This window comes from Caulobacter sp. FV2ps19, from assembly GCF_058681035.1.
In genome coordinates, this window is record NZ_CM178729.1 from 3,322,322 (window position 1) to 3,334,570 (window position 12,249).

The following is a 12,249-nucleotide window of genomic DNA, read 5'->3' on the forward strand; positions in this document are numbered from 1 at the left end:
AACAAGCGCGACGCCCGCGAGCAGTTTCGACGCGATGATGTCACCCGACCAGCGCCAGATGCTGGAGACCTTGTCGGCCAATCTCGCCCGCGCCGCTGTCACCGCCCAGGGCGCCATAGCCGAGGCCGCCCTGCGTCAGGCCGATCGTCCCGCCGCGCTGAACGCCGATCCCTTCCACGTGGCCCCGGCCATGAACGAAGTGATGTCACGCCTGGCCGCCCAGCCGGACCGCATACTGCGCGCCCAGGCCGACCTCTTTAGCCGCTATATGGACCTTTGGCAGTCCGCGGCGCGCCGGGCCGCCGGCGAGGAAACCCAGCCTGTGGTCGCGCCGGCCAGCGGCGACAAACGCTTCAACGACCCCGAATGGGCGTCCAACCCCATGTTCGACATGATGAAGCAGTCCTATCTGCTGACCTCGAACTGGCTGAACGGTCTTGTGTCAGACGTCGAAGGCGTCGATCCAGCCTCCAAGCGCCGGGTTGAATTTTTCACCAAGATGCTGACCGACGCCTTCTCGCCGTCGAATTTCCTGATCTCCAACCCGGCCGCCCTGCGCGAGGTGATGCAGACCCAGGGCGAGAGCCTGGTGCGCGGGATGGAGAACTTCGCGGCCGACCTTGATCGCGGCGGCGGCCAGCTGGCCATCAGCCAGACCGATCTGGAGAAGTTCAAGGTCGGCGAGAACGTCGCCACCGCGCCAGGCAAGGTCATCTACCAGAACGATATCCTACAGCTCCTGCAGTTCGATCCGTCTACGGATCAGGTGCACGAAATCCCACTGCTGATCTTTCCGCCGTGGATCAACAAGTTCTACATCATGGACTTGCGGGCCGAGAATTCGATGATCCGCTGGCTGACCAGCCAGGGCTTCACGGTGTTCGTCGCTTCGTGGGTCAATCCGGACGCCAAGCTGGCGGCCAAAACCTTCGAGGACTACATGCTCGAAGGCATCTATGACGCCACCCAGCAGGTCATGACCCAGGCGGGCGTCGATAAGGTCAATACCGTCGGCTACTGCATCGGCGGCACCCTGTTGTCCTGCGCCCTCGCTCACATGGCGGCGCGAGGCGACCAACGGATCAATTCGGCCACCTTCTTCGCCGCCCAGCAGGACTTTTCCGAAGCCGGAGACCTGCTGCTGTTCACCAACGAGGAATGGCTGCAGTCGATCGAGCAGCAAATGGACGCCACAGGCGGCTTCCTGCCCAGCCAGTCGATGGCCGACACCTTCAACAGCCTGCGCGGCAATGACCTGATCTGGTCGTTCTTCGTCAGCAACTATCTGATGGGCAAGGAACCCCGCCCGTTCGATCTGCTGTTCTGGAACGCCGATCAGACCCGCATGCCGAAGGCCTTGCACATGTTCTATCTGCGCAACTTCTACAAGGACAACGCCCTGTCGCGCGGCTTGCTGACCCTGGGCGGTGAAACCCTGGACCTCGCCAAGGTCAAGACGCCGATCTATGTCCAGTCGTCCAGGGACGACCACATCGCGCCCTATCGCAGCGTGTATCGCGGCGCGCGGGCCTTCGGCGGCCCCGTGACCTTCACCATGGCCGGCTCCGGCCACATCGCCGGCGTGATCAACCACCCCGCCGCTGGGAAGTACCAATACTGGACCAATGGCGCCCTGCCCGGCTCGGTAGAGGGCTGGATCTCCGAAGCGCAGGAACATCCCGGCTCGTGGTGGCCGCACTGGGCCGCCTGGTTGAGCGAAAAATCCGGCCCCATGGTTCCAGCTCGCGACCCCGCCAAGGGCGTGCTCAAGCCTATCGAGGACGCGCCCGGCAGCTATGTCCGGGTGAGGTCAGACGCCTGATCAACGATCATGTAGTGGGAAGACGACGTTCGCCCAAAACTCGCCGAGATTGCAGCAGAGCTTCTCGGCATGATCGTGCTCAGCCGCCGAACAACCCTGGGACTGATTCTCGCCGCGCCGGCGTTTGGCGCGGCGACGCCGCCTCGTGACGGCATCGCCCTGGCCAGGGCGGCCCGGACCCAGATCGGCGTGACCAAGGCCTATGACGCCAGCTATCGCGCCATCGACTATCCACAAGGCGACGTTCTGCGCACGACGGGGGTTTGCGCGGACGTTCTGGTGCGGGCGGCCCGCGACGCCTGGAAGGTCGATCTGCAGCAGCGCGTGCATGAGGACATGCTCCGCAACTTCGACGCCTATCCGTCCCGCCGCACCTGGGGCCTGGAGTCGCCGGACGCCAACATCGACCACCGGCGGGTCCTGAATCTGGAGACCTACCTGAGCCGTCAGGGCGCCCTGCTCCGTCGCGCGGACAAACGGACGGCCGGCGACGGGTTCAATGACGCCCGGCCCGGCGACATTCTGACCTGGCGGGTCTCGGCGAACCGACCGCACCTGGGCGTCGTCGCGCATGGACCCAAGGGCGTCAGGGTCGTGCACAATATCGGCCTTGGGACCAGGGAAGAGCCGCTGTGGATGTTCAAGCTCCACAGCGCCGTGGCGCACTACCGCTGGCAGGTCTAGAGACCCGCCGCTTCGTCCAGACCCAGGGCCAGGTTGAGGTTCTGAACGGCCGCGCCGGACGCGCCCTTGCCCAGATTGTCGAGCAGGGCCACCAGGCGCACCTGGCTGCTGGTGTCCGAGCCAAACACGAACAGCTTCATGCGGTTGGTGCCGTTCAGCCCCTCGGGATCCAGGGTCGTCATCGCCTTGGCCTCATCGAGCGAGGCGACTTCGACGAAGCGCTCCCCCCGGTAGTGGGCCGCCAGAGCCGCGTGGATCTCCTGCAAGGAGCGGCCCTCGTCCAGCGTGGACATGTGCAGCGGAAGCTCCACCAGCATGCCCTGGGCGTAGCGCCCCACGGCGGGCGCGAAAATCGGCCGGGTCAGCAGGCCGCCGTGCTTCTGGATCTCGGGCACATGCTTATGCGACAGACCCATGCCATAGATCCGGTAAGGGACCTTCGTATAGTTCGGTGAGGTCTCGTCCTCGAACTCGGCGATCATCGCCTTGCCGCCGCCGGTATAGCCCGACACAGCATTGAACGAGATCGGCAGTTCGGCGGGCAGGATGCCGGCCGAGACCAGCGGCCGGGTCAGGGCGATGGCGCCGGTGGCGTAGCAGCCAGGGTTTGAGATCCGCGTGGCGGCCGCGATCTTGCCGCGCTGCTCGCGGTCGAGTTCAGCGAAACCGTAGGCCCAGTCCGCCGCCGTGCGGTAGGCGGTTGAGGCGTCGATGATCTTCACGGCCGGGTTAGTGACCAGGCCGACCGCCTCGCGCGCCGCGTCGTCGGGCAGGCAGAGGATGACCGCGTCAGCGCTGTTGAGCATTTCAGCGCGGGCGGCCGGGTCCTTGCGCTTGTCGGGGTCGATCGAGATCAGCTGCAGGTCGGTGCGGCCGACCAGGCGCTCGCGGATCTGCAGACCCGTAGTGCCGGCTTCGCCATCGATGAAGACCCTGGGCGTCATGCTGACTTCCGATCAATCCGAACACTAGAACAAGAAAAAGGGCGCTTCGGTTTCCCGAAGCGCCCTGTTCCAAACGCATGAAACCGCGTTTAGCGCTTCGAGAACTGGAAGCTACGACGGGCCTTGGCCTTGCCGTACTTCTTACGCTCGACGACGCGGCTGTCGCGGGTCAGGAAGCCGTGCGGCTTCAGAACCGGGCGCAGCGCGGGTTCGTAGTAGGTCAGAGCCTTGGACAGGCCGTGGCGCACAGCGCCGGCCTGGCCCGAGAGGCCCGAACCTTCAACGGTAACGACGATGTCGAACTGACCTTCGCGGTCAGTGACCTGCAGGGGCTGAGCGATCATCATGCGCAGAACCGGACGAGCAAAATAGATCGTCTGGTCGCGACCGTTGATGGTGATGGTGCCCTTGCCGGGCTTGATCCAAACGCGGGCGATCGCGTTCTTGCGCTTGCCGGTCGCGTAGGCGCGGCCTTGGGCGTCGATCTTCTGGACGGCCGGAGCGGCCGCTTCAGGGTTGCTGGACAGGCTGGCCAGCGCGTCAAAGCCTTGAGCTTCGGACATGACTTAGGCGCTCCGGGTGTTTTTGGCGTTGCGCGAAGCGAAGTCGATCGCTTCCGGGCTCTGCGCTTGGTGCGGGTGCTCACCGTTGTTGTAGATGAGCAGGTGCGTCAGTTGCTTGCGGGCCAGGGGGCTTTCCTTGGGCAGCATGCGCTCAACGGCCTTTTCGAGGACGCGTTCCGGGAAGCGGCCTTCCAGCAGCTTGCGCGGGGTGGTCGACTTGACGCCGCCCGGGTGACCGGTGTGGCGATAGTAAACCTTGTCGTCCATCTTCTTGCCGGTGAACTTCACCTTGTCGGCGTTGATCACGACGACGAAGTCGCCGCAGTCAACGTTGGGGGTGTAGTCGGGACGATGCTTGCCGCGAAGACGCATGGCGATGAACGTCGCCAGACGACCGACAACGGCGTCCTGGGCGTCGACCACGATCCACTTCTTCTCGACCTCGGCGGGCTTCAGGGAAGCCGTGGTCTTTTGCATGGGATTGATCCGTATTCCTTGTGCGTCAGGAGCCAAGAAACAGGATCCGTTCGCGTGAGGGGCGGCAGGTACAGCAGGGTTCCTCACCTGTCAACAATACGTGCGCAAGAAACTCGACAAACCCTTATGGCGCAAGGGTTTTACCTATACGGTATCATAATACCACAATCAACGTCGTCATCTTTGCGTCACGCAAGGCGGGCATCACGATCATCCTTGCCTGGAGCGCCTTTCCCATGACCTTCTCCCGCCGCGCCTTCATCTCTTCGGCCGCCACAAGCCTGGCCTTCATGGGCTTTCAGGTCCGCGCCCAGGACAACGCCAGCGGCGGCTCCTATCTCAATCAGGTGGCGGGCTATGGACCGCTGCGTCCCGATCCGAAGGGCATGATGGAGCTGCCGGACGGCTTCTCATACCGGGTGATCAGCCAGGCGGGCGAGACCATGTCCGATGGCTTGCTCGTGCCGGGCGCCTTTGACGGCATGGGCTGCTTCGATCTGGGCGGCGACCGCGTCGCCCTCGTGCGCAATCACGAACTGGACCACGACAAGATCGACTCCGGCCCCTGTGGCCAAGGCGCGAGGCTGGCCGGGCGGCTGGCGCGCGACAAGGTCTACGACTTCACCAGCGGCGACTCGCCGCTGCCGGGCGGCACAACCACGATAGTCTACGACCTCAAGAGCGGACAGACCGTGAGCCAGCATCTGAGCCTGGCGGGCACGGCCGTGAACTGCGCGGGGGGCGTCACGCCCTGGGGCTCGTGGCTGACCTGTGAAGAGACTGTCCGCAGGGCCGGAAAATCGGTCGGCAAAGACCATGGCTATGTCTTCGAGGTGCCCAGCACCGCAAAAGGGCTGGTCGAGCCGGTTCCGCTGAAAGCCATGGGACGATTCAAGCACGAGGCCGCTTGCATCGATCCCCGCACCGGTGTGGTCTATATGACCGAAGACGTGGCCGACGGTCTGTTCTACCGCTTCCTGCCCAACGACCGGCGCAATCTGGCGGCGGGCGGGCGGCTTCAGGCGCTGGGCTTCGTCGGTGTCCAGAGCGGCGCCGACAGCCGCAACCAGGCCAGCCGCACGATCGAACCCGCCGGCTGGCTGGATGCGCGCTGGATCGATCTGGACGGCGTAGACAACCCCGACGACGACCTGCGTCGGCGCGGCCATGCGGCAGGCGCCGCCGTCTTCTCTCGCGGCGAAGGCCTGTGGTGGGGGCAGGACGAGCTCTACTTCACCGCCACGTCGGGCGGCCCCAAGGGCGCGGGCCAGATCTTCCGCTATGCGCCAAGCGCCGAGGAGGGCCAGGCTGGCGAGCGCGACAGGCCGGGGCGTCTGCAACTGTTCGTCGAAAGCGACGACACGCGCGTGCTGGACTATGCCGACAACATCACGGTCTCGCCCCAGGGCCACATCGTGGTCTGCGAAGATCGCTATTCCCTGATCAAGCCCAACCACATCAAGATGATCACCCCGCAGGGCAAGGTCTTCACCCTGGGTCGCAATGTCTTCAAGGGCAATGCCGAGTTCGCCGGGGCCTGCTTCTCGCCGGACGGCCAGACCCTGTTCGTCAACATCCAGTGGCCAGGCATGACCCTGGCGATCACGGGCCCTTGGACGACAATGACGATCTAGGGCCGCCGCACGCGCCAGGCGAAGCTGGTGGCGACCGCCAGCAGGACCGCCGCCCCCGCCTGGTGCAAGACGCCCAGGGACACCGGCACATGGGCCATCAGGGTCCAGACGCCCAGGCCGGCCTGCAGGGTTACGACCACGGCGACGGCGAGCCCCGCGACCTTGGCCATGGCCGGCAGCCGGCGTCCGCGCTGGCTCAGCACGCCCAACGCGATGCCCGCCACGAACAAGGCATAAGCCATCAGCCGGTGATGCAGTTGCACCGCGCCTTGGCTGTGGGCCAGGGTGCCCCACAAGCCCTTGCCGAGATAGGAGTCCGGCAGGAAAGAGCCGTTCATCAAGGGCCAGTCATTATAGATCAGGCCCGCGTCATTGCCCGCCACGAGCGCGCCCAGCAGGCTCTGGAAAAAGACCGCGACCAGGAAGGCCATGGCCCAGCCGCGCCAGGGTGAGCGCTCCTCGATGCGCGGAGAGCCGGACCAGGCGTCCAGCGCAGTCCAGATCAGCACTACGAACAGACCCAGGGCCAGGCCCAGGTGCGCCATCAGGCGCTCGGGCGCGACCGACACCCGCTCGGAGAGGCCGCTCGACACCATCCACCAGCCCACCAGCCCCTGGAGGCCGCCCAGGGCCAGCATCACCGCGCAACGCCAGATCAGCCGGCGCGGGATCATCCGGCGCACCAGGAAGAAAATGAAGGGCAAGGCGAAGGCCGCCCCGACCAGGCGGCCCAGCAGCCTGTGCGCCCATTCCCACCAGAAAATGCCCTTGAAGGCCTCCAGCGTCATGCCGGCATTGACCAGCTTGTATTGCGGGATCTGCTTGTAGAGTTCGAAATTGGCCTGCCAGGCGGCCTCCGACATCGGCGGCAATGCCCCCAGGATCGGTTTCCACTGGGTGATCGACAGCCCAGAATCGGTCAGGCGCGTAGCGCCCCCCACAACCACCATCGCAAAGACGAGCGCCGCCACGGCGAACAGCCAGATGGCGACAGGGCGAGAACGATCGGAACGCAGGAAAGACGTCATGAGGACGGAAGAAGCGCTTGTTCAGGGCCGAAATGGGGCGAGGCAACCCCTACTCCCGCGCCCCCCTCGCGTCCATGTCTGATGTGATGGACCATGACGCGCGCCCGGCTTCATGCGAAAGTCGCCCCGCCGACCGAGGGTTCGGCGCGGAGGACCTGATGAGCGGAGCTGGCGTGTTCGCGACGGCGGTGATCGGCATCTTCGCCGGATGGATCGCCGATCTGGCTCTGGGGCGTCGCCATTCCCTGTTCGCCAAGCTGCTGATCGGCGTGATCGGCTCTTTTATCGGCGTGTTCATCGCCCAGCGCCTGGGCCTGCCCTTCACCGGGCTGTGGGGCGACCTTCTGGTCGCCACGGTCGGCGCCGTTCTTTTCCTGGCCGTGCTTGGCCTCATTGTCCGGAGACCCGCGTGAGCGAACCCCTCATTCCCGCCCGCCTGCGCAAACTGATCGGCGGCCTGGGCATCATGGCGTTTCTGGCCGTCTGGATCTGGGCCGGAACCAGCCTCTACGACTACCTGCCCGACAATCGCGCGGTGCACCTGATCTATTTCGTGGTCGTCGGCATGGCCTGGGGCCTGCCGCTGATGCCGCTGATGTCGTGGATGGGCAAGGCCGACAAGCCCGTCATTCGCTGAAGCCATGAACCGAAAAAGGCCGCCCCTCGGGGCGGCCTTTCCGTTCTTCCGTTTATTCCCTTGCGGAAATGGTCGGAGCGACAGGATTTGAACCTGCGACCCCTTGACCCCCAGTCAAGTGCGCTACCAGGCTGCGCCACGCTCCGACGGAAGAGGCGCCCTTATAGGCGCCGACCTTGGCCTCCGCAACCGGTATTCCAGGTGAATTTCCCGCAGCGCTAAAGACGCTTCAAAAGCCCGTCCAGACGCGCCTTGACCCCTTGCAGATCGTCCAGCGCGAAGGCCAGGCGCCGGCGGGCGTCATCGGTCAAAGCAAAGTCGGATGCGCAAGGGACGCTGGCGTCGAGCGTCGCAGAGCCGTTGCCGCCCAGGCCAGCGGCGACCACATGGGCCAGGCCCTGGTCGCGATGCAGTTTCTGCACGCCCTTGATGGTCAGGCCCTCGCCGTGCAGCAGCACGCGTACGCCATTCAGGACGGCGATGTCCTGCGGGCGATAGAATCGCCGCCCGCCGGCCCGCTTCATGGGCCGAATGAAAGAGAACTTGGTTTCCCAGAAGCGCAGCACATGCTGCGGCACGCCAAGCTCGTCGGCGGCTTCGGAGATCGTGCGGAAGGCGTTGGGTCCCTTCGCCACCGCTTGTTGATCCTAGCCGCCCAGGGCGCGGTCGATGCGCGCCTTCATGACCTGCGAGGCGCGAAACCCGATCACCCGGCGGGGTTCGATCTCGGCCGGCTCGCCCGTCTTGGGATTGCGGCCCATGCGGGCCCGCTTGTCGCGAACCTGGAAGACGCCGAATCCGGAGAGCTTGACCGTTTCACCGGTCTCCAGCGCCTCGGCGACCAGATCGAGCGTGCGCTCGACCAGGCCGGCGCAATCCTGCCTCGTCAGACCGACCTCTTCGTGAACCGCCTCGCAGAGGTCGGCCCGGGTCAATGTCGCGCCCTTCATGACGCCCCCTACGCGCTTTGGCGGGACCGCTAGGCGCCGCGCCAGATTGACAACTCTTGGTCCGATCGAGCGAAGATGGTCGCCTTCGCTCTACAAACGGTGACGTTTAGCCAAAGACTGCATGCCGCGATTATCGCATGAAGTCAAAGACTCAACGCCGGGACTTCACATCCGCCCGCAAGCTGAACACCGAAGACCGTCAGAGGCGCAGAAGGCAGGCGCCCCAAGTCAGGCCGCCGCCCATCGCCTCCAGCAACAGCAGTTGCCCCGGCTTGATGCGGCCATCGGCGACGCCGTGCGCGAAGGCCAGAGGGATCGAAGCCGCCGAGGTGTTGGCGTGGATCGCCACGGTGGAGATGACCTTGTTCTCATCGAGTCCGACCCGGTGCGCCACGCCCGCCAGGATTCTCTGGTTGGCCTGATGGGGTATGAACCAGTCGACGTCCGCGATCGCCACGCCCGCCGAATCGGCCGCCGCGTGGATCGCCTCGGAAATGTTGATCACCGCGTGCTTGAAGACCTGATTGCCCAGCATGCGCAGCTTGCCCACCGTACCGGTGGTCGAGGGCCCGCCATCGACGAAAAGCAGGTCCTGCTTGGTTCCGTCGGCGCGCAGGGCAAAGCTCAGCAGCCCCTGATCGGCCGTCGTCCCCTGCCCTTCGCGCGGTTCCAGCACCACGGCGCCGGCGCCGTCGCCGAACAGCACGCAGGTGCCGCGGTCGGACCAGTCCATCAGGCGGGTCATGGTCTCGGCGCCGATGACCAGGGCGCATTTGGCCTGGCCGCGCGCCACGAAGCCGTCGGCGACGCTCAGCGCATAGACGAAGCCAGAGCAAACAGCCTGGATGTCAAAGGCAATGCCGACCGGCGCGCCCAGCTTGCGCTGCACGATCGTGGCCGTGGCCGGAAAGGTCAGGTCGGGCGTGGTGGTGGCGACAATGATCAGATCGACATCGGCGGCGGTCTTGCCGGCCGCTGTCAGCGCCGACCGGGCCGCCTCGACCGCGAGATCAGACACCGCCTGATCGTCCTCGGCCTGATGGCGCTGACGGATTCCCGTGCGCTCAACGATCCATTCGTCGCTGGTGTCTACAAACTTGGCCAGGTCGCCATTGGTGACGATCTTGGGCGGCAGATAGGCGCCGACGCCGGTGACCGCACTACGCACTACGCTCACTCACTCGCTCCTTGGCTGTCGACGCCGGATGGACTGTCGCCATCCTGGGCCGCCAGAGCGGTCAGGCGCTTCAGATTTCGATCGATCTCGGCGGTAAAGTCGCTGCGCGCCAACTCGGTGGCCACGCGGATCGCCGAGGCGAAGCCTGTGGCGTCGGCCCCGCCATGGCTCTTCACCACGATGCCGTTCAGCCCAAGCAGCGGTCCGCCGTTCACCCGGCCGGGATCCAGCCGCGCCCGCATCGTCTTCAGCGGACCAGAGGCCAGCAGCGCGCCCAGCATGGCCAGCGGGCCCGAGGTCAGGGCCGTGCGGATCTCTTGCGAGAAGAAGCGCGCCAAGCCCTCTGCGGTCTTCAGGGCGACATTGCCGGTGAAACCGTCGGTGACGACCACATCGACCGTGCCGTAGGCGATATCGGTGCCCTCGACAAAGCCGCGATAGTCGAAGTCCAGGCTGGTGGCGCGCAGGATGGCGTGCGCCTCGCGCACCTCCTCATGGCCCTTTTCATCCTCGGAGCCCACATTGAGCAGGCCAACGGTGGGACGCTCCGAGCCATGCACCGCGTGGTGGAAGGCCGCGCCCATGATCGCGAACTCCACCAGTTGGTCGGCGTCGCTCTGCACATTGGCGCCGACATCCAGCACCGCCGACACGCCCGTCATGGTGGGCCAACTAGCGACGATCGCCGGACGTTCCAGATCCGCGCACATCCGCAGGATCAGCTTGGAAATCGCCATCAAGGCGCCGGTGTTGCCCGCCGAGACACAGGCCTGAGCCTCGCCGGCGCGTAGCGACTCGACGGCGTTCCACAGGCTGGAGCCCTTGCCGCGGCGCATGGCCTGGGCGGGCTTCTCCTCGCTGGCGATGAACTTGTCGGTATGGCGGACGTCGCTGACTGCCTTGGCCGCCGGAAATCTGGCCAGTTCTGCGTTCAGTCGAACCTCGTCGCCGTGCAGCAGGAACCGCACGCCCGGCAGAGCTTGAGCGGCCAAAGCCACCCCCGGCACGACGACGGACGGACCATGATCGCCACCCATGGCGTCGATTGAGATGATTATGGATTTCGACACGTTGGCGCTGTCAGCTCCCAAGGCCCGCCACAGCGGGCCCTCTTCCAAACACTTCAGGGCGCCCTTGGCCGGTTACGGCGGCGGACGACATCATCGCGTGCTTATCACGCAATTGCAGCGAGTCGGACTGGATCAGCCCTCGTCGCCCTTGATTTTCAACGCCTTGAGCGCCGAAAACGGCGAAATCTCGGCCGTAGGCTGAGGCGGCTCGAACACCGCTCCGGGCTTGCGCGGGAAGGGGTCCAGCTCCAGCGCCAGATGTTCGACCACATAGCCCGACACATCGACAATGTCGCTTTCCAGCACATCCGGAGGATCATCGGCCTCGGGATCCAGCGCCAGCTCGCCGCCGTCATCCTGCGGCGCCTCATAGCTGTCGGCGGAAATCACGTGGACCTTGAAGCGCGCGTCGATGGGCTCTTCGAACTCATCGGCCGTAACACCGCAGGTCTGGGTCACCCGGGCCCGGATCAGGCCCGACACCTCGGCGCCGTCCAGCCAGGGCGTCAGATAGACCTCGGCTTCCAGGGCTTCGATGGCCACCAGGCCCAGTTGCTTGGCCAGAGCCTTGCGCTGCGCCGCATCGGGCTCCAGCCGGACGCTGACGCCGCCGCGATCAATGCGGCCGAGTTTGACCTCGCAGGGCCAGGGCGTGTTCACGGGTTCGGCCATTGCGCTTCTCCTTGCAGCAGAGCGTCCAGCGACTGACCAGCCAGACTCTCGCGCGCGTCGACCACATAGGCCGTCAAAGCTTCGGCGTCGCCTTCGCCGCGCTCTTCCAGAACCGTGCGACGGATCATTTCACTCAACGCCGTGCGATCCGGCAAGGATGCGGCGGCTTCGTCAAAGGCCTTGAGGCGACCATAAAAGGCCCCCGCCAGCTTCTTCATCTTCTTGCCGACGGCCGTATCCGACACGCCGATCTCACGGAACGCATCGTCCAGCCCCCGCACATAGGCGTCAAAGACCGCCTGAGAGGTTTCGGCGGCCAGGTCGCCCTGCCCCTTCAGGCGCTCGAGCAAAAGCACCACATGCAGGGTGAAGAGCTCGAAACGGCCCTCCAGCGAGTCGCGCACGCCCATGGTCGCGTATAGCGGCGCCGACCGCGCCTGAGCGACGGCGCCAGCATAGAGCTTGCCCCCCGCCGCCTTGGCAGGCCTGGGCTTGAGCAGCCGATCCAGAATCATTCAACGCCTCTATTTCGCCGCGACTAGGAACTAGATGGGCTTCCAGTCCACGCGGACCATTGAACTAAGCCCCCGC

Annotated in this window: 15 protein-coding genes and 1 tRNA gene; 5 read left to right on the plus strand and 11 right to left on the minus strand. The window is 65.4% G+C overall.

Features of this window, described 5'->3' with window-relative positions; all coding sequences use genetic code 11:
* Window positions 1-34 precede the first annotated feature (34 nt).
* Together ACW18B_RS15655 and ACW18B_RS15660 are read left to right on the plus strand one after the other, a co-directional pair.
* A complete protein-coding gene (locus ACW18B_RS15655; RefSeq protein ID WP_492051745.1) occupies window positions 35-1,822 on the plus strand; it encodes a class I poly(R)-hydroxyalkanoic acid synthase in 1,788 nt (595 codons plus the stop codon).
* A 69-nt stretch (window positions 1,823-1,891) separates the two neighbouring features.
* The gene (locus tag ACW18B_RS15660) at window positions 1,892-2,506 is read left to right on the plus strand and encodes a DUF1287 domain-containing protein (protein ID WP_492047947.1); all 615 of its coding nucleotides are present in this window, start codon (window positions 1,892-1,894) and stop codon (window positions 2,504-2,506) included.
* Here ACW18B_RS15660 and argC read toward each other — a convergent pair.
* The 3 genes from argC to rplM all read right to left on the minus strand — a co-directional run bounded on the left by argC (window position 2,503) and on the right by rplM (window position 4,490).
* The gene (argC, locus tag ACW18B_RS15665) at window positions 2,503-3,450 is read right to left on the minus strand and encodes an N-acetyl-gamma-glutamyl-phosphate reductase (protein WP_492047948.1); all 948 of its coding nucleotides are present in this window, start codon (window positions 3,448-3,450) and stop codon (window positions 2,503-2,505) included. The two genes, ACW18B_RS15660 and argC, sit on opposite strands and share 4 nt — an antisense overlap.
* An 89-nt stretch (window positions 3,451-3,539) precedes the next feature.
* Window positions 3,540-4,013, minus strand: coding sequence for a 30S ribosomal protein S9 (gene rpsI / locus ACW18B_RS15670; RefSeq protein ID WP_492047949.1), 474 nt, complete (start codon window positions 4,011-4,013; stop codon window positions 3,540-3,542).
* A 3-nt stretch (window positions 4,014-4,016) separates the two neighbouring features.
* Window positions 4,017-4,490: a 50S ribosomal protein L13 gene (gene rplM / locus ACW18B_RS15675; protein ID WP_056444711.1), complete on the minus strand. Its 474-nt coding sequence runs from the start codon at window positions 4,488-4,490 to the stop codon at window positions 4,017-4,019.
* A 236-nt stretch (window positions 4,491-4,726) separates the two neighbouring features.
* Between rplM and ACW18B_RS15680 the strand changes: the two genes are divergently transcribed.
* On the plus strand, window positions 4,727-6,124 hold the full coding sequence (locus ACW18B_RS15680; protein ID WP_492047950.1) for an alkaline phosphatase PhoX: 1,398 nt from the start codon (window positions 4,727-4,729) through the stop codon (window positions 6,122-6,124).
* On the opposite strand, the gene ACW18B_RS15685 is transcribed toward ACW18B_RS15680, so the two are convergent.
* Window positions 6,121-7,152, minus strand: a complete 1,032-nt coding sequence (locus ACW18B_RS15685) for a COX15/CtaA family protein (RefSeq protein ID WP_492047951.1) — start codon at window positions 7,150-7,152, stop codon at window positions 6,121-6,123. The two genes, ACW18B_RS15680 and ACW18B_RS15685, sit on opposite strands and share 4 nt — an antisense overlap.
* A gap of 158 nt (window positions 7,153-7,310) precedes the next feature.
* Between ACW18B_RS15685 and ACW18B_RS15690 the strand changes: the two genes are divergently transcribed.
* Both ACW18B_RS15690 and ACW18B_RS15695 read left to right on the plus strand, forming a co-directional pair.
* Window positions 7,311-7,565: a GlsB/YeaQ/YmgE family stress response membrane protein gene (locus ACW18B_RS15690; RefSeq protein WP_492047952.1), complete on the plus strand. Its 255-nt coding sequence runs from the start codon at window positions 7,311-7,313 to the stop codon at window positions 7,563-7,565.
* Window positions 7,562-7,789, plus strand: coding sequence for a DUF2842 domain-containing protein (locus ACW18B_RS15695; RefSeq protein ID WP_492047953.1), 228 nt, complete (start codon window positions 7,562-7,564; stop codon window positions 7,787-7,789). Before ACW18B_RS15690 ends, ACW18B_RS15695 begins: the two co-directional genes overlap by 4 nt.
* Before the next feature lie 69 nt (window positions 7,790-7,858).
* Here the strand turns inward: ACW18B_RS15695 and ACW18B_RS15700 are convergent.
* The 7 genes from ACW18B_RS15700 to ACW18B_RS15730 all read right to left on the minus strand — a co-directional run bounded on the left by ACW18B_RS15700 (window position 7,859) and on the right by ACW18B_RS15730 (window position 12,173).
* A tRNA-Pro gene (locus ACW18B_RS15700) sits at window positions 7,859-7,935 on the minus strand.
* 72 nt (window positions 7,936-8,007) lie between these two features.
* On the minus strand, window positions 8,008-8,424 hold the full coding sequence (locus tag ACW18B_RS15705) for a MerR family transcriptional regulator (protein ID WP_492047954.1): 417 nt from the start codon (window positions 8,422-8,424) through the stop codon (window positions 8,008-8,010).
* 12 nt (window positions 8,425-8,436) lie between these two features.
* Window positions 8,437-8,739, minus strand: coding sequence for an integration host factor subunit alpha (locus ACW18B_RS15710; protein WP_035047822.1), 303 nt, complete (start codon window positions 8,737-8,739; stop codon window positions 8,437-8,439).
* A 199-nt stretch (window positions 8,740-8,938) separates the two neighbouring features.
* Window positions 8,939-9,916, minus strand: coding sequence for a beta-ketoacyl-ACP synthase III (locus tag ACW18B_RS15715; protein WP_492047955.1), 978 nt, complete (start codon window positions 9,914-9,916; stop codon window positions 8,939-8,941).
* Complete coding sequence (plsX, locus tag ACW18B_RS15720) at window positions 9,913-10,986, minus strand: phosphate acyltransferase PlsX (protein ID WP_492047956.1); 1,074 nt, start codon at window positions 10,984-10,986, stop codon at window positions 9,913-9,915. The genes ACW18B_RS15715 and plsX overlap by 4 nt, the downstream gene beginning before the upstream one ends.
* Before the next feature lie 132 nt (window positions 10,987-11,118).
* Window positions 11,119-11,658: a YceD family protein gene (locus ACW18B_RS15725; protein ID WP_492047957.1), complete on the minus strand. Its 540-nt coding sequence runs from the start codon at window positions 11,656-11,658 to the stop codon at window positions 11,119-11,121.
* On the minus strand, window positions 11,643-12,173 hold the full coding sequence (locus ACW18B_RS15730; RefSeq protein ID WP_492047958.1) for a ubiquinol-cytochrome C chaperone family protein: 531 nt from the start codon (window positions 12,171-12,173) through the stop codon (window positions 11,643-11,645). Before ACW18B_RS15730 ends, ACW18B_RS15725 begins: the two co-directional genes overlap by 16 nt.
* Between the last annotated feature and the right edge of the window lie 76 nt (window positions 12,174-12,249).